Origin of the sequence: Streptomyces sp. NPDC002032, assembly GCF_042890765.1 — a bacterium.
Classification (GTDB): Bacteria; Actinomycetota; Actinomycetes; order Streptomycetales; family Streptomycetaceae; genus Streptomyces.
Genome location: NZ_JBIASM010000005.1, coordinates 243,080 through 268,372 on the forward strand (window position 1 = coordinate 243,080; position 25,293 = coordinate 268,372).

Annotated in this window: 21 protein-coding genes and 1 pseudogene; 6 read left to right on the plus strand and 16 right to left on the minus strand. The window is 70.3% G+C overall.

Annotated features, from left to right (window positions below; genetic code table 11):
* Nucleotides 1–15: 15 nt before the first annotated feature.
* The 3 genes from sbnB to ACFYYT_RS15110 form a co-directional block, all read right to left on the minus strand.
* Entirely contained in the window at nucleotides 16–1,050 is a 1,035-nt protein-coding gene (sbnB, locus tag ACFYYT_RS15100) for a 2,3-diaminopropionate biosynthesis protein SbnB (RefSeq protein WP_351815182.1), read from the minus strand.
* A gap of 77 nt (nucleotides 1,051–1,127) precedes the next feature.
* On the minus strand, nucleotides 1,128–4,106 hold the full coding sequence (locus tag ACFYYT_RS15105; protein WP_351815184.1) for a BTAD domain-containing putative transcriptional regulator: 2,979 nt from the start codon (nucleotides 4,104–4,106) through the stop codon (nucleotides 1,128–1,130).
* Between the two features lie 337 nt (nucleotides 4,107–4,443).
* Nucleotides 4,444–5,235: a neocarzinostatin apoprotein domain-containing protein gene (locus ACFYYT_RS15110; RefSeq protein ID WP_351815187.1), complete on the minus strand. Its 792-nt coding sequence runs from the start codon at nucleotides 5,233–5,235 to the stop codon at nucleotides 4,444–4,446.
* Nucleotides 5,236–5,645: 410 nt separating this feature from the next.
* Between ACFYYT_RS15110 and ACFYYT_RS15115 the strand changes: the two genes are divergently transcribed.
* A complete protein-coding gene (locus ACFYYT_RS15115) occupies nucleotides 5,646–6,851 on the plus strand; it encodes a cytochrome P450 (RefSeq protein ID WP_351815190.1) in 1,206 nt (401 codons plus the stop codon).
* Nucleotides 6,852–6,898: 47 nt separating this feature from the next.
* On the opposite strand, the gene ACFYYT_RS15120 is transcribed toward ACFYYT_RS15115, so the two are convergent.
* The 5 genes from ACFYYT_RS15120 to ACFYYT_RS15140 form a co-directional block, all read right to left on the minus strand.
* Nucleotides 6,899–7,303 carry a CBS domain-containing protein gene (locus tag ACFYYT_RS15120; protein WP_351815193.1) on the minus strand — a complete coding sequence of 135 codons (405 nt, stop codon included), beginning with the start codon at nucleotides 7,301–7,303 and terminating at the stop codon, nucleotides 6,899–6,901.
* A 46-nt stretch (nucleotides 7,304–7,349) separates the two neighbouring features.
* Nucleotides 7,350–8,840, minus strand: a complete 1,491-nt coding sequence (locus tag ACFYYT_RS15125; RefSeq protein WP_351815196.1) for a DEAD/DEAH box helicase — start codon at nucleotides 8,838–8,840, stop codon at nucleotides 7,350–7,352.
* A 365-nt stretch (nucleotides 8,841–9,205) separates the two neighbouring features.
* On the minus strand, nucleotides 9,206–9,409 hold the full coding sequence (locus tag ACFYYT_RS15130) for a cold-shock protein (RefSeq protein WP_064071132.1): 204 nt from the start codon (nucleotides 9,407–9,409) through the stop codon (nucleotides 9,206–9,208).
* Nucleotides 9,410–9,704: 295 nt separating this feature from the next.
* The gene (locus tag ACFYYT_RS15135; protein WP_351815199.1) at nucleotides 9,705–10,970 is read right to left on the minus strand and encodes a PP2C family protein-serine/threonine phosphatase; all 1,266 of its coding nucleotides are present in this window, start codon (nucleotides 10,968–10,970) and stop codon (nucleotides 9,705–9,707) included.
* Nucleotides 10,971–11,481: 511 nt separating this feature from the next.
* Entirely contained in the window at nucleotides 11,482–12,621 is a 1,140-nt protein-coding gene (locus ACFYYT_RS15140) for a helix-turn-helix domain-containing protein (RefSeq protein WP_351815202.1), read from the minus strand.
* 86 nt (nucleotides 12,622–12,707) lie between these two features.
* Between ACFYYT_RS15140 and ACFYYT_RS15145 the strand changes: the two genes are divergently transcribed.
* Complete coding sequence (locus ACFYYT_RS15145; RefSeq protein WP_351815205.1) at nucleotides 12,708–13,763, plus strand: ferredoxin reductase; 1,056 nt, start codon at nucleotides 12,708–12,710, stop codon at nucleotides 13,761–13,763.
* Between the two features lie 7 nt (nucleotides 13,764–13,770).
* The gene (locus ACFYYT_RS15150) at nucleotides 13,771–14,889 is read left to right on the plus strand and encodes an acyl-CoA desaturase (RefSeq protein ID WP_351815208.1); all 1,119 of its coding nucleotides are present in this window, start codon (nucleotides 13,771–13,773) and stop codon (nucleotides 14,887–14,889) included.
* 164 nt (nucleotides 14,890–15,053) lie between these two features.
* Here the strand turns inward: ACFYYT_RS15150 and ACFYYT_RS15155 are convergent.
* The 3 genes and pseudogenes from ACFYYT_RS15155 to ACFYYT_RS15165 all read right to left on the minus strand — a co-directional run.
* A pseudogene (locus ACFYYT_RS15155) lies at nucleotides 15,054–15,310 on the minus strand (helix-turn-helix domain-containing protein); the annotation flags it as partial.
* Nucleotides 15,311–15,518: 208 nt separating this feature from the next.
* On the minus strand, nucleotides 15,519–15,947 hold the full coding sequence (locus ACFYYT_RS15160) for a nucleoside deaminase (protein WP_351815211.1): 429 nt from the start codon (nucleotides 15,945–15,947) through the stop codon (nucleotides 15,519–15,521).
* Complete coding sequence (locus ACFYYT_RS15165; RefSeq protein WP_351815214.1) at nucleotides 15,944–16,807, minus strand: LLM class flavin-dependent oxidoreductase; 864 nt, start codon at nucleotides 16,805–16,807, stop codon at nucleotides 15,944–15,946. The genes ACFYYT_RS15160 and ACFYYT_RS15165 overlap by 4 nt, the downstream gene beginning before the upstream one ends.
* A gap of 94 nt (nucleotides 16,808–16,901) precedes the next feature.
* Between ACFYYT_RS15165 and ACFYYT_RS15170 the strand changes: the two genes are divergently transcribed.
* The 3 genes from ACFYYT_RS15170 (at nucleotide 16,902) to cutA (ACFYYT_RS15180) (ending at nucleotide 17,903) form a co-directional block, all read left to right on the plus strand.
* On the plus strand, nucleotides 16,902–17,372 hold the full coding sequence (locus ACFYYT_RS15170) for an Lrp/AsnC family transcriptional regulator (RefSeq protein ID WP_351815217.1): 471 nt from the start codon (nucleotides 16,902–16,904) through the stop codon (nucleotides 17,370–17,372).
* A 214-nt stretch (nucleotides 17,373–17,586) separates the two neighbouring features.
* Nucleotides 17,587–17,757, plus strand: coding sequence for a divalent cation tolerance protein CutA (gene cutA, locus ACFYYT_RS15175; RefSeq protein ID WP_351815220.1), 171 nt, complete (start codon nucleotides 17,587–17,589; stop codon nucleotides 17,755–17,757).
* A complete protein-coding gene (gene cutA / locus ACFYYT_RS15180) occupies nucleotides 17,754–17,903 on the plus strand; it encodes a divalent cation tolerance protein CutA (RefSeq protein ID WP_351815223.1) in 150 nt (49 codons plus the stop codon). Before cutA (ACFYYT_RS15175) ends, cutA (ACFYYT_RS15180) begins: the two co-directional genes overlap by 4 nt.
* A gap of 196 nt (nucleotides 17,904–18,099) precedes the next feature.
* Here cutA (ACFYYT_RS15180) and ACFYYT_RS15185 read toward each other — a convergent pair whose 3' ends face one another.
* The 5 genes from ACFYYT_RS15185 to ACFYYT_RS15205 form a co-directional block, all read right to left on the minus strand.
* Nucleotides 18,100–19,512 carry a cytochrome P450 gene (locus tag ACFYYT_RS15185; RefSeq protein WP_351815226.1) on the minus strand — a complete coding sequence of 471 codons (1,413 nt, stop codon included), beginning with the start codon at nucleotides 19,510–19,512 and terminating at the stop codon, nucleotides 18,100–18,102.
* A 138-nt stretch (nucleotides 19,513–19,650) separates the two neighbouring features.
* Nucleotides 19,651–21,045, minus strand: a complete 1,395-nt coding sequence (locus ACFYYT_RS15190) for a hypothetical protein (protein WP_351815228.1) — start codon at nucleotides 21,043–21,045, stop codon at nucleotides 19,651–19,653.
* 92 nt (nucleotides 21,046–21,137) lie between these two features.
* Nucleotides 21,138–22,115 carry a hypothetical protein gene (locus ACFYYT_RS15195; RefSeq protein ID WP_351815231.1) on the minus strand — a complete coding sequence of 326 codons (978 nt, stop codon included), beginning with the start codon at nucleotides 22,113–22,115 and terminating at the stop codon, nucleotides 21,138–21,140.
* 126 nt (nucleotides 22,116–22,241) lie between these two features.
* Nucleotides 22,242–23,360 carry a polyprenyl synthetase family protein gene (locus ACFYYT_RS15200; protein WP_351815234.1) on the minus strand — a complete coding sequence of 373 codons (1,119 nt, stop codon included), beginning with the start codon at nucleotides 23,358–23,360 and terminating at the stop codon, nucleotides 22,242–22,244.
* 507 nt (nucleotides 23,361–23,867) lie between these two features.
* Nucleotides 23,868–25,199, minus strand: coding sequence for a class I SAM-dependent RNA methyltransferase (locus ACFYYT_RS15205; protein WP_351815237.1), 1,332 nt, complete (start codon nucleotides 25,197–25,199; stop codon nucleotides 23,868–23,870).
* Between the last annotated feature and the right edge of the window lie 94 nt (nucleotides 25,200–25,293).

The following is a 25,293-nucleotide window of genomic DNA, read 5'->3' on the forward strand; positions in this document are numbered from 1 at the left end:
CGGGAAGGGGAGGCCTCAGCCGTAGCGGCGCATCTCGTGGAAGAAGTCCTCGACGACCGTGAGCCGGTCCTGCGCGCCGAGGGTGTCGTGGATGTGCCGGCCGACCGCGAGGTCGAGCACGCCGAGGCCGAAGGGGGAGAAGAAGACGGGCTTGTCCTCGGGGACGGACAGCTGCCCGGACAGCACGTCGTACAGCGTCCCGTCGAGGAAATCGCGGCTGCCGGTGAGCTGTTCGGCCAGGTGGGGGGAGGTGTCGGCCTTCAGGCAGTGCTCGATGTCGTCGACGACGTTGAAGCCGGAGAGGATCACCTCGGGCGACAGGTCGCGCAGGGAGACGTGCAGCACCAGCGGGTTGTGGGTGAACCACCCCGGGTCGGTGACGTGGGGGGTGCCCGCCACGGTCGCGAAGACGACCAGGTCGCTCTCGCGGATCAGCCTCTCGGCGCTGTCGTGGACGGTGACCGGGCCCTGCTCGCCGGAGCGGGTGAGGTAGTCCGCGAAGCCCTCGGCGTGCTCGGTGGACAGGTCGTGCACGCCGATCTCGTCGAACTCCCAGCCCGTGCCCGCCAGGTACTGGTGGATGAAACGCGCGATCAGGCCGACGCCGAAGAAGCCGATCCGGCGCGGACGGCGGCCGGCCGGGCTGAGCCGGTCGGCGGCCAGTGCGGCGGAGGCGGCGGTGCGCGCCGCGCTGATGATCGAGGATTCCAGGCAGGCGATCGGGTAGCCGGTTTCCGGGTCGTTGAGGATCAGTACGGCCGAGGCGCGCGGAATTCCGGCCGCCACGTTCTCGGGGAAGCTGGAAATCCACTTCAGTCCGTCGACCGGAGCCGCACCTGCGATGGACGCCGGAAGCGCGATGATGCGCGAGGTCGGCCGGTCGGGAAAGCGCAGGAAATAGGACGGCGGATTGACCGTCCCGCCCTCGCCGTGCACCCGGTAAGCGGATTCGATCAATCCGACCACCTCGGGCTCACGGCCGTCGAGGACTTCGTGCACCTGTGCGCCGGGGATCACGGCAAAAGAGGGCGCACCGACCGTACGTGACATCGCAGACTCCACAGCTCGGCAGTTTTCTCGTCTGCGATGACGCTAGGGAGCCGCTTTATCGCCGGGTTATTGGGCGGTTACGCACACTCCCCCGCGTGCGCGGCCAGGCCGCCGGCCCCGGCCCGGTCCAGCGCCCGGACCGTGCGCTCCTCCCACGGCGGGGCGCCGATGCCCCGGAAGACGCTCAGCGCCGCCGCGAGATGGGCCCGCCCCTCCTCCTCGCGCCCGCTCTCCCGGTAGGCCTCGCCGAGTGCGAGCCGGATCTGCCCCTCGATCATCGGACTCCTGGTCCGCCGGGACGCGTCGAGCGCCGCCAGGAAGGTCGCCTCGGCCGCCTCGGCGGCGCCCGCCGAGTGCCGGGTCTGCGCCAGGCCCAGCAGGGCGTACGCCTGTCCCAGCAGGTCCGACTTCTCCTCCACGATGCGCACCGCCCGCGCGAAGGCCGTCTCCGCCTCCGCCAGCCGGCCCAGCTCCAGGTAGGCGCTGGCCAGCCGGTAGACCCCTTGCGCGAGGCTGCGCGAGACCCCGCCCTGGATCTCCTCGGACACCCGGACGGCCTCCAGGCCCAGCTCCACCGCGTCCTGCGGCCGGCCCTGGTCGAGGGCGAGCTGCGCCATCCCGTTGAGAACGTAGGCCTCCGAGGCCCGGTCCCCCGCCGAGCGGAACACCGGCAGCGCCTCCCCCAGCCGGTCGACGGCACGTCCGTACTCCCCCCGGATCCGGTCGATGACCGCGAGGTTGCGCAGCACCAGGGCCCGGCCCAGCGGGTCGCCGGCCCGGGCGTAGAGGTCGAGAGCCCTCTCGTGGCGCCGGGCGGAGTCGTCGAGCCGGCGCAGCCTCAGGTCGATGGCGCCGAGCTGCTGCTCCATCGCCGCCTGGCCGCGCAGGTTGTCCGTGACGCGCGAGGCCTCCAGGGCGTACTCGCTACAGCGACGCCAGTCCTCCAGGTAGTTGCGCGACTCGAAGAGCACCGTCATCGAGGCGACCAGGTCCCAGGCGAGGTCGGACAGGCCCGTCCGCGCCGCCTGTTCGACCAGGGCCACCAGCGACAGCCGCTCCGCCTCGTACCACTCCAGGGGCGCCGCCAGCAGCTCCTCCAGCATGACGGCGTCGATCTCCCGGCGGGGCACCTCGCTGTGGACGATGCCGAAGTCCCCGCCGTACTCGCGCCGGTGCGCCTGCTCGGCGATCGTCAGACAGGTCCGGAACACCCGGTCGCAGGCCGCCAGCCGGTCCTCCTCGCTCTCCTCCGCCCGCGCCAGCTCCTCCGCGTAGAGCCGCATCAGGTTCTGGAAGCGGTAGCGCAGCTGGCCGGTGGCGTCGACCCCGACGACCTCCAGGAACTGGGCGTCCACGAGGTGTTCGATGAGCCGTTCCGCGTCCAGGACGTCCTGGTCCATCAGCGCGGCCCCCACCCAGGCGGTGAAGTCGGGTACGCCGAGCAGCCCGAGGTAGCGGTAGAGCCGCGCCGCGTCCTTGTGGAGGTAGCGGTAGCTCAGCTCGAAGCTCGCCCGGATCTGGGACTCGCCCTGGCTCAGCTCGTCCAGCCGGCGCCGCCCGTCGCTGAGCCGGGTGACCAGGTGCCGCACCGACCAGTGCGGCTTGGACGCCAGCCGGGCCGCCGCGATGCGCAGCGCGAGGGGCAGCCGGTCGCACAGCTCGGCGAGCCGGGCCGAGTCCTCGGGCGCGGCGAGGATCCGCGCCTCGCCCACGATCCGGCCGAGCAGCTCGACCGACTCGTCCTCGGGCAGCACGCCCAGGTGCACCCGGGCGCGCTGCGGCCAGGTCACCAGCTGCTCCAGCTGCTCCCGGCTGGTGACCAGGACGGTGCAGCCGCCGCTGCCCGGCAGCAGCGGCCGGATCTGCGCGAACGTGCGTACGTTGTCGAGCACCAGCAGCACCCGGCGTTCCGAGAGCACGCTGCGGTACAGCGCGACCCGGTCCTCCAGCCCGATGGGCACGTCGTCGCTCTCCACGCCGAGCGAGCGCAGGAAGCGGCTGAGGATGTCGCCGGCCGTGGTCGGGGCGTGGTGCTCGTCATAGCCGCGGAGGTCCGCGAACAGCCGCCCGTCCGGGTACTGTTCGGTAACCCGGTGCGCCCAGCGGACGGCGAGGCCGGTCTTGCCCACGCCCGCGACGCCCGTGATCAGCCCGATGGTGGGCGTCCGGTCCCCGTCGCCGTGCCCGCCGGCCAGCGCGTCCAGGGCGGCGAGCTCCTCGCCACGCCCCGCGAACCCCGGTACGTCGGGGGGGAGTTCGGAGGGGACGACGTGGCCACGTGCTCCTAAAGCGTCCACCACGGCTTCCACGGCGCTGACGGGTGGCGCCTCGAAGGCCAGGGCCGGGTCGTCGCGCAGGATCGCGTCGTGCAGTTCCTGGAGCTCGGGTCCGGGGTCCATGCCCAGTTCGTCGATGAACTGGCGTCTCGCCTCCCGGAAGCTCTCCATCGCCTCGGCCCGCCGCCCGGAGCGGTACTGGGCCAGGATGAAGTGGTAGCGGGTGCGCTCCCGCAGCGGGTGTTCCCGTACGGTCGCGGCCAGTTCCGGCAGCAGCAGCTGATGGCGGCCCAGCTCCAGCTGGACGGAGGTCAGCGCCTCGTAGGCGTTGATCCGCACCTCTTCCCAGCGGGCGGCCTCGTCCTCGACGAGCTGTCCGCTCACCCCGGCGAGCGCCGGACCGCGCCAGAGGGCCAGGGCTTCGGCGTAGCAGCGCGCCGCGTCCGCCGGGCGCGCCTCACGGACGGAGGTCTCGGCCTCGGCGACGAGTCCGGTGAAGGTGACGGTGTCCAGCTCGTGCCCCTCCGCACGCAGCAGGTAACCGGGGTGCGCGGTGACGATGACTTCCTCGGTCACGCCCTCGGTCTTGAAGGCCTTCCGCAGGGCGGCGATGACGATGGCCACCTGGGTCCGCGCGGTGGCAGGGGGCCTGCCGTTCCACACTACATCCACAAGTGTGTCAACTGGCACAATCCGCCCCGGACTCAGGAGCAGAAGGGCCAGAATCGTACGTTGCCGGGCACCTCCCACTTGGACCGGCCGCTCCCCCGCGGTGGCCATAAGTGGACCAAGAATTCTGAAACTGAGCCGCTCACCCAATGGATCTCCCCCCGTCACCGGCCGAGCCCGGCCAGCCTGAGCAGCCTACCTGTCTGCCGCTGACAGAAAAGGGTCGTGGCACAAGCCAAGTGGCAGGTGGGACACCCTGACCGAAAGCTGATCCGTCACCTAAGGATTGGCTTGAATCATTCGCTCTGGTCTCCTCCATCCGCATCGCGGAAGAGCGACTTCAGGCCATCTCCAAGGGAACCGGAATCCGCAGGCCGGACGGGCATGCGAAAGGGTCCGGCCCCGCGAGCGCTCACGCACGGGGGCCGGACCGTCGCACAGGGTTCCGTCAGCCGCCGGCCGGGGCGAAGTGGAGGGGATGACGGACCATTTCCGGTCCCCGCACCCGGGTGCCGTGGACCACCAGTTCGCACCCCGGGGCCACGCGGCAGTCGATCGTGCGGCCGTCATTGGTGGCGAAGGTCGCCGACAGGGTCACCGTCTCGTCGAGCCGCCCCTGGTCCGTGGTGGCCGGCGGGCGCCCGCGGGTCCGGCAGCCGTTGTACTCCACGTCGCCCGCCGCGCACTGCACGACCACCGAGTGGTACTGCGGTTCGTAGCCGCGGCCCGTGACCCGTACGGACTGTCCGTCCACCAGGCCCCGGTCGGGGTCCACCCGGACCGTGGGCGCCGCTTCGAGCTCCCCGTGCGGACGGAACCGCAGCGCGACGGTGCTCAGGACGGCCCCCGCATTGTCGGTCAGCGCCAGCCGGCACGGGTGCGCGGCGGTCGCGGTACGGCAGTCGAAGGTGCCCGCCCCGGTGGCGAGCAGGGCGTAGAGCTTCTTCGGGTTCACCGGCAGCGTCCCGTCCGGCAGCACCCGGAACTGCCGCGCGGTGTCCTCGTCACACGCCCCCGCCACCGTGTCGGGCGCGCACAGCTCCGCCCACACGTACGCCTTGGCCGGACCGCCCTTGACGGAGAACCCCACGACGTCCCCGTCCAGCAGCCCGGTGGACCGTTTGACGAGCAACTCCGGCGCCGCCGGCGCGGCCGCCGCGGCCTGCCCCACCCCCGTGAACCCCGCCCCGACCAGCGCCAGCACCAGCGCGGCCCGGGCGAACGATCCCCATGCCCTCATGCTTCCCCCTCCCGACCGGCCCCTCCGATCGCAGGCATCCTCCCGCCTGCCCCACACCCCGACAAGAAGGCCTATCCGGCCGAACGACCCCGCCCCGGCACCTCACCCGCCGGACGGCGCCACGACCGTGCCAGCATGGTGAGCCACCCACCGGACGAGCGGCCGGAAGCCCGCGAGACCCGACCGCCCCCGCCACAGCGAGGACATGGACCGTGCTCGTCCCCGCCCCGCCGCGGCCGCCCGGCCCGGTTCCCCCGGTCACGGATACCCCCGAAGGCAAGGCCTCCCGCAAGGACGACCACCGGACGCGGACGGGGTGGCCGCCGCTCGCGACGGACGCCTCGGCGCGCGCCCCCGGCTCCCGCGCACAAGAACGCACACCCGCGCCCACCCAGGGAAGCAGCCCACGCATGAACCCGCCCCGCCAGGACCCGCTGCGCGATCCGCGCTTCTTCGCCGACCCCTACCCCACCTACGACCGGCTGCGCGAAAGCTGCCCGGTCCGGCGGATCCCCACCGGTTCCGGTGGACACCACGCCTACCTGATCACCGGCCACCCCGAGGCCCGCGAGGCGTTCACCGACCCCCGCCTGTCCAAGGACACGGCCCGTTTCTTCGCCGGCCGTCCCCCGCGGCGCGATCTGCACCCGGCGTTCACCCGCAACATGCTGGCGAGCGATCCTCCCGCGCACACCCGCCACCGACGGGTGGCGACGCCCCTGTTCACCACCGGACGCGTCCGGGCCCTGCGCCCGCACATCACCCGCGTCGTCGACGGCCTCATGGCCGCGTGGCGGCCGGGCACGGAGGTCGACCTGGTGGCGGAGCTGGCGGTGCCCCTGCCCGTCATCGTCGTCTGCGAGCTGCTGGGGGTGCCGGAAGCCGACCGCGCCACGCTCGCCGGCTGGTCCCACGACCTCTTCGACGCGACCGACACCGCCCGCATCGACGCCGCGTCGCACCACATCGGCGACTACCTCACCCAGCTGATCGACGCCACGGCCCGCACCGCCCCCGGCGACGGCCCGCTCGGCTCACTCCTGCGCGACTGCGACGAGGGCGGCCTCGACCGGGACGAAACCGTCTCCCTGGCCGCCCTGCTCCTCGTCGCCGGGCACGAGACCACCACGCACTTCATCGGCAACGCCGTCCTGGCCCTGTTCCGCCACCCGGATGCCCTCGACCGGCTGCGCCGGGACCCGGACCTGATCCCCGGGGCCCTCGACGAACTGCTCCGCTTCGACTCCCCGGTGGGCGTGGCCACCTTCCGGCACAGCACGCAGGACCTACGCGTCGGCGGGATCGACATCCCGGCGGGCTTCCCGGTGCTCATCGCCCCCGGGGCCGCCAACCGCGACCCGGCCGTGTTCCCCGACCCGGGCCGCCTGGACCTCGACCGCGACGCCACGGCCCACCTCGCCTTCGGCCACGGCATCCACCGCTGCCCGGGCGCCCCCCTGGCCCGCGCCGAAACGGAAATCGCCCTCCGCGCCCTGGTGACCCGCCACCCCAACGCCAGCCTGGCCGTCCCCCCGGATTCCCTCCCCCATCACCGCACCCGCCTCACCCGCGGCCTGACCACCCTCCCCCTCACCCTCCCCCTCACCCTCCCCTGACCGGGGCAGGGGCAGGGCCGGGGGCGGGGTCGGCGCGGTGAGGCGGTTCAGCGTGCGAGGGCGAGGACGCCCAGAGCGCTTCCCTGCTCGTCGACGACGGGCAGGGCGTCGACGCCGCGGTAGCGCATGGCGTGTTCGGCCTCGGCCATCGTGGTCCTGGTCCAGGTGACCGGCCCGCGGTCGCCGAGAACGGCGCGCAGACGGACGTGGTCCGTGTATGCGGCGGTGTCGCGGAGGGCGGTGAGCTGGGCCTGGGTGACCAGCCCGGCACAGAGGCCGTCCTCGTCGCAGACGAGCAGATGGTTCGTGCGGGCACTGGTCATGACGGCCAGGGCCACTTCGACCGTCATGTCGTCACAGACCTGCGGACCGGCCGCCTCCATCGCGGTGTCCACCGTGCGGGGCGCGGGATTGGCGTTCGCCCGGCGGGGCTGCATCTGAACCAGCGTCAACACGTGCCTCCTGCAGAGGTGGGTCAGTTTCCGAATCACTGAGCTCTCAGGCCGCCGCATCGAAGGCGGACTGTCGCACCGCCGCGCGCCGGGCTCCGGAGGCGGGGCCGCGTCGGCCGCGGGAGGAGGCGCCGCGTGTGCGCCGTTCGGCGACCGGCGCGGTGATGACGACCGGGATGCCGGAGGGAGTACGGGCGCCGGTGATCCGGTTCAGGGCTTCCTCGCCGGAGCGGACCTGGGTGGTGAGCGCCGTGATGCCGGCGGCCGCCATCAGACGCGTCATCTCCCGACGCTGATTGGACATGACCAGGGTGACGACGCTGCCGGACTCGCCCGCCCGGGCGGTGCGGCCGCCGCGGTGCAGGCAGTCCTTGTGGTCGGTCGGCGGGTCGACGTTGACGACGAGGTCGAGGTTGTCGACGTGGATCCCCCGGGCGGCGACGTTGGTCGCGACCAGCACGGTGACGTGGCCGGTTTTGAACTGGGCCAGGGTGCGGGTCCGCTGGGGCTGCGACTTGCCCCCGTGCAGCGCGGCGGCCCTTACGCCGTTGCTGAGCAGGTGTTCTGTCAGGCGGTCGACGGCGTGCTTGGTGTCGAGGAACATGATCACGCGGCCGTCGCGCGCCGCGATCTCCGTCGTCATCCGCTGCTTGTCGGCGCCGTGGACGTGCAGGACGTGGTGCTCCATCGTCGTGACCGCGCCGGCCGAGGGGTCGACCGAGTGGACGACGGGGTCGGTGAGGTAGCGGCGGACCAGCAGGTCCACGTTGCGGTCCAGGGTGGCGGAGAACAGCATCCGCTGCCCCTCGGGCCGTACCTGGTCGAGCAGGGCGGTGACCTGCGGCATGAAGCCCATGTCGGCCATCTGGTCGGCCTCGTCCAGGACGGTGATCGCGACCTGGTTCAGCCGGCAGTCACCACGGTCGATGAGGTCCTTCAGCCGGCCGGGGGTGGCGACGACGACCTCCGCACCGCTCCTCAGCGCGTTGGCCTGGCGGCCGATGGGCATACCGCCCACCACCGTCGTCAGGCGCAGCTTCACGGCGCGGGCGTACGGGGTCAGCGCCGTGGTGACCTGCTGGGCGAGCTCGCGGGTGGGGACGAGGACCAGGGCCAGCGGCTGCCCGGGCTCGGCGCGCTGCCCCGCCGTACGGGCCAGCAGGGCCAGACCGAAGGCGAGGGTCTTGCCGGAGCCGGTGCGGCCGCGGCCCAGGACATCACGGCCGGCGAGGGTGTTGGGCAGCGTCGCGCCCTGGATCGGGAACGGGACCCTCATCCCTTCGGTGGCCAGAGCGGCCAGCAGCGGGGCGGGCATGTCCAGGTCCGCGAAGGCCAGGGCCGCGGGCAGCGCCGGAGTGATCGTCCTGGGCAGGGCGAACTCACCCTGCACCGAGGCGGGACGGCGGCCGCCGTAGCCCGAGCGGACGGAGGAGCCGGAGCGGGCGGGAGCGCCGGTGCGGCCCGTGCGGGGGGCGCCGCTCTGGCCGCCGGTGCGGGTGCGGGAATTGCGGTCGTTCGTGCGAGTGCTGCGGTCCATGCGGAACCTTCCTCGATGCGGCACGTATCGAGGAATTCCCATGACGGGCATTCGCGAGAACGGGCCGAAGAAAGACGGGGGCAGAGCCGTGCCGCGAGAAGAGCGGACAGGGCTTGCGGAGATGGCGCCGCGCAGTGCGTCAAGGAGGCCGGGTAAACGGCGGACGGCTTACGGGCGGCAGGGGCGGGGCGGGCGCTGAGTGAGAACGTCTCCGCCGGGCCGGACAGGGAGCGGGCCGGCGCGAGGCGCCGCAGCCCGCCGCTCACACCGAGACGTCGGGATGCGACGTGGAGTGTGGGGGGAAAAACAACGAGCTGGGACCCGCACCCCAAGGTGCGGGTCCCAGCTACGTATACGCGTCAGCGTCAGGCGGGAACGATGTTCTCGGCCTGCGGGCCCTTCTGGCCCTGCGTGACGTCGAAGTTCACCTTCTGGCCTTCCTGAAGCTCGCGGAAGCCGGAGGAGGCGATGTTCGAGTAGTGGGCGAAGACGTCAGCGCCGCCGCCGTCCTGCTCGATGAAGCCAAAACCCTTTTCCGCGTTGAACCACTTCACGGTGCCAGATGCCATATTGATCTCCTTTGGGGCAGTGCCCGAAATCGCACTGTGCGATTCCGGAGTCGCCGCGATGATTGCCCCGACCGGAAAATCGGCGGAAATACAAAGCGCTTCCGGCGGCGAGAACGCCAGCGAGGGAAGCGCTTGAATTTTTGCGAACCAAGACTGCAACTGAGATCGACAGTAGCACGCCGGAGCGGCCCTCGCACGTAAGGTTATTTCACTCAATCCCCGACGATAAAAACCCTCACCTTGATGCGCGGCAAATTCTCACCCAACGGCCATAGATTTTCCCCCGGCCGGACCGTCAGGTGCGCAGGGGCGGGCCGGACGGGTCGTCGCCCGGGCGGGGTCCGCTCTGTGCTGCGGGAAGCGAGGCGTCGGCGAGGCTGGCACCGGTGGCGGCGTTCCGTCGGGTGGGGGCGGTGCCGTGCCAGTCCAGGCACATGACGGTCGCGTCGTCCTCCAGATGCCCGTCGCCGGCATCGACGATCGCCCCGATGAGGGTGCGCGCCGCTTCCCGGGGATGCAGGTCGCGGGTGCGGACGATGAGCTTGGACAGGTCCACGGTGCCGGCGTTGCGTTCCAGCATGCCGTCCGTCAGCATCACCAGCCGGTCGCCGGGCCGCAGGTCCAGCGACTGCACCCGGTAGTCATGCGGGCTGCGGATGCCGAACGGCAGATCGATCTCCGGAACGATCTGGGTCACTTCTCCGTCGCGCATCCGCAGCGGCCAGGGGTGCCCGGCATTGATGAACTCCGTGGTGCCGTCGAGCAGGCTGATCCGCAGCAGCTGACCGGTCACGTAGCCCTCACGGCCGTGCTCGCGCATGGCTTCGTCGGCCTGCCGGGCCTGTTCCCGGAGGCCCTCGCCCGCCCGCCGGGCCCGGCGCAGGGCGCCCACCACCAGGGTGGCCAGCAAGGAAGCGGCGACGTCATGACCCATGGCGTCGGTGACGGACAGCTGGACGGTGTCCCGGTCGACCACGTAGTCGAAGGTGTCCCCTCCCACGTGGTCGGCCGGTTCCAGCGCCCCGGCCACCGCGAACTGCGCGGCCTCGCACGCCAGCGACGCCGGAAGCAGCCGGTGCTGGATCTCCGCGGCCAGGTTGAGCGGCCGCGTACGCCGGCCCCACTGGTAGACGTCGGTGAAGGAGCGGTTCGCGATCACGATGTAGGCCAGCGCGTGCGCCGTCTCACCGATCTCCCGCATCACCTGCGCGTCCGGCGGCGCGGGCAGGAACAGCTCCAAGAGCCCGATGGCGTCCCCGCGGTTGGTCACCGGTGCGACCACCCGCACGACCGCGCCGGAGCCGTCGTCCTCCACGCTCGGGCGCTGGCTGCGGATCACGTCGTCGTACAACGTGCCCCGCAGCGCGATGCGCTGCGCGCGCTCACCCGTTTCGACGCTGCCCGCGGCGCCCAGCCGTACGACCGAGCTCCCCGTGAAGTCGGCGATCAGGAAGGACACCGACACCGCCCCGAGGCGCTGCCGGAGCATGCGCGCGACCACGTCGAGGGCTTCCACGGGCGGTGCGGCCTCCGCCGCCGCCAGTATCCCCGCGAGCGTCACCCCCTCCCGCGCGCGACCACCGGGGCTCGCGCGAAGACCTGCATCACGCCCACCGCTTCCGCCCGGCTCCCCTGCGATCACAGACCCTCCGCATGTATCGATGGCGCGCTCACCGGTCGGCCGCCCTTGCCACACCCGGCGCCCGGACCGGTCACATTGCATCACGGGAGAACGGATCGGCGGGCTCCAGCCCGCCGGACGTCGAAGACCTGCACGGCCAAGGCGCCCCCGCCCGCCCTTCGGAGACCGCCCGTCCGGCCTACGCCCCCCCGTTGCGGCCGGGCCGGCCGGCTCGCCCTCCAGCTCAGGCCGCAGCCGACGGGTTCGCCGCCCCGGGAGGCGGCACTCGGCGTTGATCCGCTGGGCCGTCGTCGTCATCGAGACGGCCGAACGACTCGTCTGCGGTCATCACACCTCTCTGGGGAACACGTGGAGGGTCCCGGGTGCCATCTGGGACCCGGGCCCGAGACGATCGACCCCGACCACGGGGGTCGTGAACGGTCCGAGAACGTCAGCCGACCCGGACCCCGACCGCGAGCGTCAGTTCGAGGACCCGGTGCGGCGACTCAAGGTCCGGATACAGCTCCCGCAGCTGCGACATCCGGTACCGGACGGTCTGCGGATGGACGTACAGCGCCGCCGCCACCTCGTTCCGCCTGCCGTGGTGCAGGAGCCATGCCCGCAGCGTCTCCTCCAGCCGCCGCGCGGTCGCCACGGGCAGGGCCTGCAACGGTGCGAGGGCTCGGGCCCGCAGGTCCGCGAACGCGTCCACGTCGGCGCTCAGCACCAGCGCGGGCAGGTGTTCCTCGGTGTCGCGGATATCGGCGGAGAGGGCGCGCGCGCGGACGGCTCGCGCGTACGAAGCGGACGCACGGGTCCATGGCCGGGCCGGCCCGACCACGGCGGTGCGGTCGGCCAGCTGTCTCAAGAGGTGCGAGCGGTCGGCATCGGGGACGAGCAGCACGCCGAAGGCGTCCGGCAGATCGTCGAGGACGAGGGTGCTCGGGTCGAGCGCGCGGTAGGCGGGCCGGGCCTGGCCGGCGGGCAGCAGGACGGCGGTCAGCGAAACCGGAGGCTGCCACCCGGCCCGCCCGGCAGAGGCCCGCAGCACCTCCGGGCTCGCGCCGGCAAGGAGGTCGCGGACCAGTTGTTCCAGGTGGCGCTCATGAGCCCGGCCCTGGGCGGCCAGTTCGTCGGCGTGGCCCGCGGCGCTCGCGGCGGAGAGCTCGTCGATGTAGGCGAAGGTCAGCTCGGCGAACTTGGCGACCTCGGCCGCGGGCAGACCCGCGGGTACGGCACCCGCGGCCAGGCATCGCCAGGCCACGCGGGCGCCGACGCGGTAGGCGCTGAGCAGGGCGTCCATCGAACGGCCGTCGCGCACCTCGCCGCGGCCCAGCTCGTAGGCCGCGTCACCGGCGTCACCGCCCGTCGCGTTGCCGCTGGCGAGGTTCAAGTAGTGCCCCAGGGCCGTGCGGACGGCTCGGCGTATGGTGCCGCCCATACGGCCCGAAAGGGCGTTGGCGTACGGGGGGACCTCGTCGATGATCGCCTGGACCACCTCGTCCGCGGTGGTCTTCAGGGCGGCCCGCAGTGCGGTGACCGTCGCGTCGTCGAGGGCCAATTCGGTGGCCCTCCGTAGTGCATGGCTCATGTTTTGTTCCCTGCGAACAATTAAGCCGACCATTTTCACGTCCTGCGGACAGGACTTTACGCCCTGAGGCGCACCAAGCTGAAGTCATGACGAGTGCAGCCCTCCGCAGTAGGGCGTGGAAACTGCTGGAGATGGTCACGACGCCGCTGCTGCCGTCGGATTACCTCGACCTGGTCAGCCCGCTGCGCGCGGGCGCCGACCTGCGTGGGCGCATCGAGGCCGTACACCCCGAGACGGCTGATGCCGCGACCGTCGTGATCAAGCCGGGACGGGGCTGGCGCGGTCACACGGCCGGTCAGTACGTGCGGATCGGGGTCGACGTCGACGGGGTGCGCCTGTGGCGCGCCTACTCGGTCACCTCCCCGACGAACCGCCAGGACGGCTGCGTCACGATCACCGTGAAGGCGATCCCGGACGGCAAGGTCAGCAATCACCTGGTCCGCAGGGCGAAACCGGGCACGCTGATCCAGCTCGACCAGGCGAGCGGTGACTTCGTACTGCCGGAGGCCAAGCCCGCCAAGGTGCTCTTCCTGACGGCCGGCAGCGGCATCACGCCGGTGATGGGCATGCTGCGCGACAACGAGCTCGACGACGTCGTCATGGTCCACTCCGCGCCACGGCCGCACGACGTGATCTTCCGCAACGATCTGCACGACCTGGCCGCGGACGGGAAGCTGCGCCTCATCGAGCTGCACACCGACACGGACGGCATGCTCGACATCGCCCGTCTCGACGCACTCGTGCCCGACTGGGCCGAGCGCGAGACCTGGGCCTGCGGGCCCGCGGGCCTGCTCGACGCCGCCGAAGACCACTGGACGGAGCACGGCGTCCAGGAGCGCCTGCACACCGAACGCTTCCGCCCCGGCATCGTCGTCGCCGGCGACGGCGGCCAGGTCACGTTCAGCACCACCGGCAAGACCGTCGACGCGGACGGCGCCACGCCGTTGCTGGACGTCGGCGAAGAGGCCGGCGTGCTCATGCCGTCCGGGTGCCGCATGGGCATCTGCTTCGGCTGCGTCACGCCGCTCAAGGCCGGCGCCGTCCGCGACCTGCGCACCGGCGACATCACCGAAGCCGAGCCGGGCGTACTCATCCAGACCTGTGTGTCCGCCGCGGCGGGCCCCTGCGACATCGAACGGTAGGAGCAATTTGACCGCCATCGACCCCACCGCCCACCTGACCGCGGAGCAGATCGAAGAGCTCGGCCGCGAGCTGGACGCGATCCGTGACGGGGTGATCGCCAGCCGGGGTGAGAAGGACGCCGCCTACATCCGCAAGGTCATCTCGGCCCAGCGCAAACTCGAGCTGGTCAGCCGAGGTGTGCTGCTGTTCTCGATCTTCCCGCCCGCGTGGCTGATCGGCACCGCCGGTCTGTCCGTGGCGAAGATCATGGACAACATGGAGATCGGCCACAACATCCTGCACGGCCAGTGGGACTGGATGCGGGACCCGAAGATCCACTCCACCACCTGGGACTGGGACCACGTCTCGCCGGCCGACCAGTGGAAGCACTCGCACAACGAGCTGCACCACACGTACACCAACGTGATCGGCAAGGACAACGACCTCGGCTACGGCATCATGCGCGTCGACGAGGACCAGAAGTGGCACCCCTTCCACCTCGGCCAGCCGCTGTGGAACTTCCTCAACGCCTGCTTCTTCGAGTACGGCATCGCGGCGTACGACCTGGAACTCGGCAAGAACCTGAGCAAGCGCCGCCGCAACACCCCGGAGTTCCGCGCGCGGGCCAAGGCCGTGGGCCGCAAGATCCGCAAGCAGGTGCTCAAGGACTACGTGATCCACCCGCTGCTGTCGGGCCCGTCGTTCCTCACCACGCTCGCCGCCACGTTCACCGCGAACCTGGTCCGCAACGTCTGGACCCACTCGGTGATCATGTGCGGGCACTTCCCCGAGGGCGTGCAGGTCTTCGAGCGCCGGTCGATCAAGAATGAGACGCGCGGCCAGTGGTACCTGCGGCAGATGATGGGCTCGGCGAACATCAGCGGCAGCAAGGCCATGCACTTCATGACCGGCAACCTGTCGCACCAGATCGAGCACCACCTGTTCCCCGACCTGCCGAGCAACCGGTACGCCGAGGTCGCGGTGGAGGTGCGCGCGCTGTTCGAGAAGTACGAGCTGGAGTACGTCACCGGGCCGCTGCCCAAGCAGGTGTTCTCCGCCTGGCACAAGGTCTTCCGGCTCTCACTGCCGAACAAGAAGCCCAAGGCCAAGACGCCGGACCGCAAGCAGGAGCTCGTCGCAGCCTGATTCCCACGGGCCGGCATGTGGACCTCAACCCCGAAGGGTGCCCCCCGCAACAGGCTCACACCCATTGCGAGAGACACCCTTCCAGAGCCGACGCCCCGCAGGTCAGCCCGCCTTCGCCACCGGCTCCAGGATCGCCACGCACTCCACGTGATGGGTATCGATCAGCGGGTGAAGGGCTGGCCCAGCTTGGCGGGTCGGGTGGTGGCCGTCTGAACGACGAAAGTCCTCGCCGTCAGGACTGAGCAGGCGGGGACGGCCCCCCGCCCAGCGAGGGGTCCAGGCAAGGCGAGCCCGATCCGGTTGAAGCGACGGATGACGTCGCGCACCGTGCCCTCGTCCGCCTGCACGAGCTGGGCGACGACCGGCACCCGCCGGCCGAGGCCAGCAGCAGCATCATCATCGTCCGCCGGTAGCGCACCATACTGGTGCTGCCCCGGTGCGCGGCCCGGCTCACCTAGCCCTTTCACGGACCAGCGGAAGGTCCCGGCCCTGCGGTATTTCGCAGGGCCGTGCACTCCGGCCGCATCCACCTCATCACGGTTGGGCTCCGCGTCGCCGACGGCGAGAATCCCGTCTAGGGACTGTCCGGGCGATCAAGGTGTCGGCGACTGACACAGCGTGTGGCGCGGTCAGCGGTAGTAAGGCTCGACCACGGCCCGCACCTCGTCGAGCAGCGCGGGACCGTCCTGCGGCACGGGCGGCCGGCCGCTGCCCGGCCTGATGTCGAGGAGCTGTTCGCCGGACAGGGCGAACATCACCCGCCGCAGCCCCGCCTGTTGGATGACCGCCTCGCACATCCCGCACGGCTCGCAGCTGGTGTACATCGTGGTCCCCGCCGCCGTGGCCGCGTCCAGCTCTTGGGCGGCCCACCTCGCCAGTTTCAGTTCCGGGTGCGCGGTGATGTCCCGCTCGGTGAGGGTCGTGTTCCGCTCCTCCGCTAGAACCGTCCCGTCCGGACCCGCCAACAGCGACCCGAACGGCGGGTTGCCGCCCACGCGCGCCTCGGCCGCGAGCGCGATGGCCCGCCGGAGGAGGGCGTGGTCGTCGGCTGTGGTCATGACGGCTCCGTTCTGGTGCGGGGTGAGGAGAGGCGCGCGGCCACCGCGGCGAGTGCCTGCCAGGCCGCCTGCGGGTGGCAGGTCTCGCGAGGGTCGCCGCCGTACGGGTCGAGGACGACGGACTCGGCGCCCAGCAGCCGCAGTTGGTCGAGGTCGTCCATGATCTGGTCGATCGTGCCCTCGCCGGCGAGCCGTTGCGGTCCGTCGACCGGTGTCGCGGTGAGCCTGAGCGCAATCCGGGGCGCCAGGGCGGGTACGGGGAGGTGCTGCTCGTCCGCGTCCGCCGTCAGCCGGGCCGCGGCCTCGCGCAGCCACGGCATGGTGCAGCGCAGCGGATGCCACGCGTCCCCGAGCCGCACGGCCCGGCGCAGCCCCGCGTCGCTGTTGCCGCCGACCCACACCGGGATCTTGCGGTCACCGTAGGAGGCGGTGTCCGCCCAGGCCGCCCGCATGTCCCGCAGGTGGTCGTCGGTCAGCCGTCCCCGCCGCTCGAACGGGATCCCGAGGGCGGCGAACTCCTGCCGCGCCCAGCCCACCCCCACGCCGAGGACCAACCGGCCGTCGCTCAGCTCGTTCAGGTTGGCCGCCATCCGGGCGGTGAGCAGCGGGTGCCGGTAGGGAGCGATGAGGACCGTGGTGCCGAGCTGGACCCGGGTGGTGAGGCCGGCCAGCCAGGACAAGGTGGTGAAGGGTTCGTAGAAGGGTGCCGGATAGCGCTCGGCGACGTCGGGCGTGATGGCGACGTGGTCCGAGACCATGAGCAGGTCGAAGCCCAGGCCCTCGACGGTCTGGGCCCAGCTTCGAAGGGCTCCCGGGTCGGTGCCGGGGCCGAAATTGAGGACGTTGACTCCGATCTTCACAACGCCGAGCCTAGCCACGTCGTACGGGCCGCCAGAAGTGATTCCCGCCTGTTCAGGGGCGGTTCGGCCGTGGATCCGCCGGTAATATGGGCCGATGACCGAGAGCCTTGATGCGACGGACTGGGCGATCCTCGCCGAGCTCCAACGGGACGGCCGGATCGCGTTCACGGAGCTGGCCCGACGAGTGAACCTGAGCGCGTCGGCGACGAAGGAACGGGTACGGCGCCTTGAGACGGCCGAGGTGATCACGGGGTACCGGGCGGAGGTGGACCTGGAGAGGACCGGGCACGCGGTGCTCGCGGTGATCCGGCTGAAATATCCAGGGCCGGGAACCCGGCACGAACCGCTGCGCCGGCTGCTCGACGAGCGCTCGGAGATCCTCGAGTGCCTGCGCACCACCGGTGACGACTGCTACGTCATGAAGGTGGCGACCACGTCGATGGCCCAGCTGGAGGAAATTGTTGACGAGCTGGCCCAGTTCGGGAGCACGACCACCAACCTCGTCCTCAGCCGGACGCTCCCCTTTCGCGGCCCGCGACTCCCTCGGGCGAATACCGTCAGGTAGGCGCTGATGTGGCGCGGACGCCACAGCGGGGTGTCAGCCAAGCAGCCCCGCCGGAGCGACGGTCCGACCAGCGGCTCCGCAGCAGCGAAGGCGACGAACAGCGCCAGGAGCGCGTAAGGGTGCTGGGGTCGTGCGGGGCGCCCGGCGTGATCGGTTCGCCGGAATCAATGACTTGTACAGGCCAACGCGACATCAGGCCAGGTACGTTGCCCACATGGCTGACTTCTTGATCGTGATCACGGCCGTGGACAATCAGGACGCCGCGCGGAAGCTGTCGCGCTCTGTAGTGGAGGCGAATCTGGCCGCTTCCGGGCAGGTGACCGGACCCATCGAGACGACCTACCGGCACCTCGAGAGGTCTCCGAGGGGACCGAGTTCCAGGTGACCTTCCGTACGGCCGGTGATCGGCGCGAGGCGCTGGAGAAGCACCTGGTGGACAACCATCCCTACGACTCGCCTGAGGTCATCGCCTTCACCATCGACGCCGGCCGCGCCGAGTACCTGGACTGGATCACCCGGGCCACCCGCTAGCGGTGGTTTGTTAGGTGGTGTCGTAGGGCTGCCAGTTGGGTTGTCTGCAGGTTGGGCTGGATCGACCCATGGTGGAGCTGGCCAATGGTGACTCGGATGACGGAAGCGCGCAGTTCACCGGCGCGCACCGGCCTTGTCCAGCTTCGGACTCCTTTGTGGAGTGGGCGGAAGGCTTCGCCGCAAAGAGGTGGGAGTTCTACTCCCTGTCCACCGGCTCGGCCCTCTCATCCTCCCCGGCAGGAGGATGGGAGCCCGCATCAGTCGCCGATCGGGCGATGGCGCGCATCCGCAGCCCGCCAGGGCGAATGACGGCAGCGACAGCGGGGCGGACGTGCGTACCGGGGAGGGGTTGCAGGCGCCAGCGGGCGGCGATGGTGGCCAGGGCGAGCACCGTCGTGCTCGTGGCGAACCGGTTGGCGATGCACTTGCGGGCTCCGCCCCCGAAGGGGATGAACGCCTCGCGGCGCGGCGGATTGGGGTGGTCGGGTGCCCACCGGTCGGGGTCGAAGCGTTCCGGGTCGGGATACAGGTCGGCTTGGCGGTGGAGGAGGTACTGGCTGTAGAGGATGGTCGTCCCGGCGGGGACCGCGTACTGGCCCAGGCGGGTATCGGCCGTGCACATGCGGGTGAAGAACCAGGCGGGAGACCACAGGCGCAGAGTCTCGGTGATGATGCGGCCGGTCAGCTCAAGGCGGGGCAGATCGTCGTGGGTGGCCGGGCGGCCGGCGAGGACGGAGTCCACCTCGGCCTGCAGCCGTTTCTCGATCTCGGGGTGCTCTCCCAGCAGGTGCAGAGCCCACGCCAGGGTGGATGCGGCCGTCTCCGTCCCTGCACCGAAGAACGAGACGATCTGATCGACGATCTCGTCATCCGTCAGCATCTGTTCTGCGGACCCGGAGTCGGGGTCGCGGGCCGTCAGCATCATCGACAGCAGATCACCGTGATCGACGCCCGCGGCCCGGCGCTCGGTGACGAGTTGGTGGAGGGTGCGGGGCAGACGGGTGCGTGCCTGCTGGTAGCGGCGGTTGCGGGGGGTGGGCAGCCGGTCCAGCGCAGGCGGGGTCACCGTCCGCACGATCACATCAGCGAGAAGCGTGTTGAGGTCGCCGAGGGCTTGGTCGAGCACAGCAGGTGACGGCGTGGTCGAGAACAGGGTGTCGATCGTGATCCTGGCTGTGAGCTCCTGCATGACGGCGACCACATCGAGGACCTCCCCGTCCTGCCAGGATCCGATCGTCTCGGCGATCCGGGCGGTGAGGGCCGGGGTGTAGGCGGATAGCCGGCGGGGGTGGAAGGCGGGCTGAAGCAGGCGCCGTTGGCGGCGATGGTCCCCGTGCGGACAAGTACCCAGACCGTTGCCGAAGAACTCCCGGCTCCGGTCGTAGAGCGCTCCGCCCTTGTCGAAGGTCCGGTCATCGCGCAGGACATGGCCGAGCAGGGCCGGGTCGCAGACCACGAGCGCCGACAGCGGGCCGAAGCGGACCCGTACGAGGTCTCCGTCCTCGGGCAGACGGACGAGGAACCCCAAGGGGGCGCGTAGCAGAGGCACGATGTGGCCCAGCAGCGGGAGCCCCCCGGATGCCGTGGGGATGGGACTGGCCTGCTTCACGTTGACTCCTATCGGATGCCGTCAGGGGCGTGCAGGTCGACGTGGCTCTCTCGACGGATCGGTGTCCGGGCCCAGCGGGCCCGCTCGTTCGCACCGGGCAGCCCTAGGTGGGGACGCTCGACTGACACCTCAGCCGGCTTACTTCTGCGCGCGTATCGCCTCCGTGCGGCGGATGGCTACGGTGTGCAGGACGTCCACGAGAGGTTGGACGCAGTAGAGCGTCTTGCCCAGCCACAGAGGCGTCAGCTGGGGCTCGTGCGTTGAGAGAAACCCGTGTGCGAGTCGCAGGGTTCGGTCCCAGTTACTGCCAGCGAGCCCGTGTTCTGCCGCCGCGGCCAGGCCGATGGCGGCATAGGCGGCTTCCTCGGCCGTTGAGCCGTCGATCCCCCACCCGCCGTCGCTGTTCTGGGTTCGGGAGAGCCGTTCCGAGGCGTCGGCGCACAGAGATCGGGCCAGGGGATGGTCGATTCTGGACATGACACGGGCCATCTCTCCCAGCATGTAGGTGGGGGAGAGATGCCACTTGCAGACCTGGGAGGGACGCTGCGTGGTCTGGTGGTGAAGCCAGCGCAGCACCGGGAGGAGCCGCTCGTGGTCGCCTTCCAGGTCGAGGAATGCGGCCATGTGGATGTTGGTGGTGAGGGAGGGGTCGTGCTCGAAGAGGAAGGTTCGGTAGGCGTCACCCCCGGAGCCGATCATCATGTCGAGAGTCGCGGCTTTCGGGGCAGGACGGCCGGCGATGGTGGCGGCGATGGCTGCGCATGCGGTGCTGTCGGTGTCGCCGGGAATCGTGGCTCCGGCGCCCACCGTGCACAGTAACCCCGAGGGGTGGGACAGGGCTTGGGAGAGTTCGTCCAGGGCGCGGGGTTCGCAGGGAGCGGGTTCCGAGGTGCCCAGCTCATGGTGGAACATGACCGTCCATGCGGTGACGAAGTGCGGCACCTGGTCCAGGTAGCCGACGTTCGTCGGAACGCGCGAGTGGATGTACTGCCGGAGCTGGTCAAGGCGCTCGGCGTCGAGCGGCTGGCCGCGGCGTTCGCTTTCCAGCAGGAAGACAGCGGATGCGCCCGGGGAGTTCGCGATGGACCCGTTGGGTGCCTGAAAGCTTTCGAGGAACCGGGCGGCGTCAACAGCGGAGTCCCCGTATACCCGTTCCGCGCAGTAGCCGGCGATCGACAACGACGGATTGTAGAAGTCCGGCCACAGACGCATGCGTTCCCACTTGGCGCGCTCGCGATCCATGATGACGCGTACGGGGGAGGGGTGGGCGGGCAGGGGCCAGCCCTGGGCGGTGCTGATCCGATCTAGGGCCTCCACCAGTCCACCGAACGTCAGGGTTTCCGGCGCGGGCGAGGGGCCGGCCGGCACCATATCGGGGAGAGAGGCACACGCCCGGTCGGCCAGCTGCGGCATTCCGGCGTTGCGGAGTGCGACGGCAGCGGCATAGGTGGATAAGTAGGCGTCGAACCAGCACCGGGGCACGGCCGCTCCCCAGGTATGCGCAGTCGTCGCGTGTTCCAGTAGCCAGTCCACGCACAGGGCTTGCTGGGGTCCTGGGACCAGGGAAACGGCGGCTATGTCGTACAACGACGGTGACAGGTCGGTGAGTGGTGAGAGTTCGCTCCTCATGGCGTCACCGAGAACCGGGGTGCACGCTGCTGGTAGACGATGCAGTGCGCCTGCCAGCGTTCCTGCTGGTCAAGAAGTTCCGCGAGCGCACCGTCCAGAGGAACGCCAAGACGGGGGAGGCGGGCCTTGAGAGCGAGGTATTCGGTTGCCTCCTTCTCCACCATCTCGGCGGCGGCAGCGACGGCCTGCTCCCAGGACAGGTCGCGCGCCTCACGCAGCAGAAAGACCAGGTTGAGTGCGCCCTCCTCCTTCATCTCTTTCTCGAAGGAGAAAATATCGTTCACCCAGCAGGTGTAATTGGCCTGCATGTCCTGGAGCTGCCGGACGACAGGATGATCGAGCAGCGTGGCGGGGATGTCCAGGTCGAGGAAGCTCGGGAACAGCTCAAGGTAGAGAACGGTCGATGAGGTGTTCCGGCGCATCGCCTGATAGGTCGCGAGTGAGGGCATCTCCCGGCGGCTCCGGACGTCGTGTTCCCACACCTGGGCTCGCAGATATCCTTCCAGCGCGGTACGAATTCGGACGTAACTCTCTGGCCTCTTGGATGCCCGTACCAGGTTCCCGAAAGGTTCAAGGAGGTGCGCGACGAGTGTGTCGGACGGTGCGGTAGCAGCCCCGTCAAAGACCTCAAGGGCGCGGTCGTAGACCGTGTTCAATTCCAAGGGTGACAGGTGATGGCGGCCCGGGGCATCCCCTTGTTCGATCCAAGCCTCATGTCCGTAGAACACCAGGTGAGACATCAAGACGAGCGCCAGTCCCTGGGAGGAGACGTCAGGGTGAAGGCGGCCGGCGAAGTCAGCAAGGAAGACTCCCGCAGCGGCATCCCTCACCAGCGAAGTCTCACCGTCGAGCTCGTCGATCAGAGCATCTAGCTCCCGCGCGGCCTCGGCCGTCGCCGGATGTGGCCTGTCGTTGAATGTGCTGACTGGAAAAGGGCAGTAGATCTCCGGAAGGGTGAAGCCGGATCCGTTCAACAAATCCTCCTGGGCATCCAAACGGTGGCGTAGCAGATGTCTTTGCAGGATCCTTCGGGGACCAGCGGGCAGGTCGTCTCGAAGGCTGTCAGTGGTGCTGAACGCGGACCTGCGGCCGGGCGGGGGTCACGCGGTTCTCTCTGTCGCGGCGCGCGCGAGGGTGCGCAGGGCGTGACGGGCGGCGGCGGGGAACGGCGCCTGGGAGAGTGCCCGCTCTGCCTGTTCGCAGCGACTTTGGATCATCTGCTCGACCGTGTGGCGGGCGCCGGTGCCGCTCAGGATGGCGCGGATGCGGTCAGCGCCGTCCTCGTCCAAGTCCCCGTTACCGATGAGGCCGGTCAGCGATTGCCGTTGGTCATGGTCAGCGCGTTGGAGGGCGATGGCGACCACGGCGGTGTGTTTGCCGTCCCGCAGGTCGTCCGTGCAGGGCTTCCCGGTCACTGCGGGATTCCCGTAGATGCCCAAGAGGTCGTCGTGGAGCTGGAACGCCTCGCCGATCGGGAGGGCGAAGTCACTGAGGGCGGTGAGAAGTCCGACGTCGGCGCCGGCGAGAGCGGCACCGATGTGCAGGGGGCGTTCGACGGTGTACTTGGCGGTCTTGTAGCGGGCGATCGCCAGTGCGCGGTCCAGGTCGGCGGTGGGTGATCCAGTGGCGGCGATGTCGAGGTACTGCCCGTACATGACCTCCGTGCGCATCTCGTGGATGAGTGGGAGCACACGGGTGATCTGGGCAGTGGTGAGCCCGGCCGTGTGGACGAGCTCGTCGGACCAGCTCAGGGCGAGGTCGCCGACGAGGATGGCTCCACTGGCCCCAAACCGCTCGGCATTCCCGCGGCCGTTGCCCGACGTGTGCTGCTCGGCCAAGGCCCGGTGCACGGTCGGCTGTCCTCTACGGGTGCGGCTGTCGTCCATCACATCGTCGTGGATCAGACAGAACGCATGGAAGAGCTCAAGTGAGGCCGCCACCTTCATAACCGGGGCGATATCGCCATGGCCACCGCCCGCGTGCCAGCCGATCACACACAGCAGGGGACGAAGACGTTTGCCGCCGGAGTCGAGGAATCCCTTGAGCAGCCGAGGCACTTCGGCCGGTAGACGGCCGTCGACAGCAGTACGGACCCTGTCGTTCAGGAAGGCGGCAAGGCCTTGGTCGACAACGCGGCGGATGCCGGACAGATCCAGCGGGGCGGAAGCCCCCGCCGTCTCGGTCCATATGTCGTGCGTGGGTAATGCGTGATACCTCATGCTGGCCCCCCGCAATCACTGGTCAGGTACGCGGTTCGTCACGATCGTGCCCGCCGGCCCCCGCCCCGCACTGATCCACCTGCGCAGGCACCCTCCCCGTCACGGGGGAGCGACAAACACCCGACACAGGGCACGTGGCCTGCCACACCAGCATCCGGTTGTACTGCACATGCCATGAACATGATCCGCGCCCTCGGCCACCCCGGCGCGCGCCGTCGGCCCTGCTCAAACGCCAGATCATGAGACATACCGGGGCCCGGTACTGATTCCGCGGCCTGAGCGCGCCCGCCGCCGCAATCAGCGACGGCGGAACGGACGGATTTCCTTCAAGTCTCCGCAAAGCCAGACCACACAAACCGAGCTCGACACCCAGCGCGACCTGCACGATCAGTCACCTGACACCACATCAGAACGAGCGTCATTTGAGCGTCACGAGCGTCATTTCAGCGTCAAGATAGCGCCCGTAACGCCCACGATGCACATAACGCACACCGGGAAACCCGCAGGTCAGGCGCCCTTTGCGATCGGCTCAAGGATCGCCACGCACTCCACGTGGTGGGTCATCGGGAAGAGGTCGAAGACGCGCAGGGTGCGGACCTTGTAGCCGTTGTCCTTGAAGTACGCCAGGTCCCGGGCCAGGGCCGCCGGGTCGCAGGCGACGTAGGCGATGCGGCGCGGGGTGAGGGCGGCCACCTGGCGGACCGTCTGCTTGCCGGCGCCCGCGCGCGGGGGGTCGAGGACGACGAGGTCGCACTCGGTGATGCCGGTCTTCGGGAGGATCTGCTCGACCTTGCCCTGCTCGATGCGGACCCGGGGGAAGTCCGCCAGGTTGTGGCGGGCGTCCTCGACGGCGCGCTTCGTGGTCTCGATGCCGAGCACGGCGCCCGTCTCCCCGAGCCGCTCCGCCAGCGCGCCCGCGAAGATGCCGACGCCGCAGTAGAGGTCGAGGGCCATCTCGCCCTTGCGCGGCATCAGGCCCTGCATGACGGCCTTGATCAGGGTGTCGGCGGCCTGCGGGTGGACCTGCCAGAAGCCGCCCATGCCGACCCGGTACGTGCGGCCGTCGGCGCGCTCGCGGACGAAGGGGCGGCCGTGGACGCGGTGGACGCCGCCGTCCTTCTCCTCGACCCGGAGCACCGAGACCGGCTTGTCGAGCTCCACGAGGGGCAGGCGGCCGCCGGGGCGCGGGGTCAGGACGACCTGCCGGTCGCCCGAGCCCGAGGCGGCGATGGCCTCGACCGAGGCCATCTGGGGCCAGTCCTGCTTCTCGATGCCCAGCTCGCTGACGCCGGGAGCGGCGATCATGCAGTGGTCGATCAGCTCGATGTCGTGCGAGCGGTGCTTGCGCAGGCCCGCGTTGCCGTCCTCGTCGATCGCGAACTGGACGCGGGTGCGCCACTGCGGGACCTGCCCGGCCGGCAGCTTGTCGCCCTCGGCCGGCATGACGGTGCCGTCCCAGCCCGCCTCTTCCGGGGTGAGCCCGGCGAGCCGCTGGAGCTGCTCGACGACGACCTCGCCCTTGAGCCGGCGCTGGGCGCCCGGCTTGGCGTGCTGCCAGTCGCAGCCGCCGCACTTGCCGGGGCCGGCGTACGGGCACGGCGCCTCGACGCGGTCCTTGGAGGGGTCGAGGACGGTGATCGCGTCGGCGCGCAGGAAGCGGGAGTCGCTCTCGCCCTCCGTGACGCGGGCGATGACCTTCTCGCCGGGCAGGGTGTGGCGGACGAACAGAACGCGGCCGTCCGACGTACGGGCGATGCAGTGGCCTCCGTGCGCGACGGGACCGACCTCGACCTCGTACTCCTCCCCGACCAGTGACTGCTTCTCGTTCTGCTCGGTCATGGTGGGGAGGCTCCAGGGGGTCAAAGGGAAACGGCCGGACGACCGACCCACCAGTTTACGTGGATCTCGTCCGGCCGTTCACCACCCCTCGTGG

Coding starts and splice junctions, on each gene's coding strand:
- ACFYYT_RS15110 (WP_351815187.1), bottom strand. CDS start 5,235: ATGAGGGCATGGGGATCGTTCGCCCGGGCCGCGCTGGTGCTGGCGCTG.
- ACFYYT_RS15130 (WP_064071132.1), bottom strand. CDS start 9,409: ATGGCATCTGGCACCGTGAAGTGGTTCAACGCGGAAAAGGGTTTTGGC.
- cutA (WP_351815220.1), top strand. CDS start 17,587: ATGGCTGACTTCTTGATCGTGATCACGGCCGTGGACAATCAGGACGCC.
- ACFYYT_RS15140 (WP_351815202.1), bottom strand. CDS start 12,621: ATGAGCCATGCACTACGGAGGGCCACCGAATTGGCCCTCGACGACGCG.
- sbnB (WP_351815182.1), bottom strand. CDS start 1,050: ATGTCACGTACGGTCGGTGCGCCCTCTTTTGCCGTGATCCCCGGCGCA.
- ACFYYT_RS15105 (WP_351815184.1), bottom strand. CDS start 4,106: ATGGCCACCGCGGGGGAGCGGCCGGTCCAAGTGGGAGGTGCCCGGCAA.
- ACFYYT_RS15125 (WP_351815196.1), bottom strand. CDS start 8,840: ATGGACCGCAGCACTCGCACGAACGACCGCAATTCCCGCACCCGCACC.
- ACFYYT_RS15205 (WP_351815237.1), bottom strand. CDS start 25,199: ATGACCGAGCAGAACGAGAAGCAGTCACTGGTCGGGGAGGAGTACGAG.
- ACFYYT_RS15115 (WP_351815190.1), top strand. CDS start 5,646: ATGAACCCGCCCCGCCAGGACCCGCTGCGCGATCCGCGCTTCTTCGCC.
- ACFYYT_RS15170 (WP_351815217.1), top strand. CDS start 16,902: ATGACCGAGAGCCTTGATGCGACGGACTGGGCGATCCTCGCCGAGCTC.
- ACFYYT_RS15145 (WP_351815205.1), top strand. CDS start 12,708: ATGACGAGTGCAGCCCTCCGCAGTAGGGCGTGGAAACTGCTGGAGATG.
- ACFYYT_RS15200 (WP_351815234.1), bottom strand. CDS start 23,360: ATGAGGTATCACGCATTACCCACGCACGACATATGGACCGAGACGGCG.
- ACFYYT_RS15160 (WP_351815211.1), bottom strand. CDS start 15,947: ATGACCACAGCCGACGACCACGCCCTCCTCCGGCGGGCCATCGCGCTC.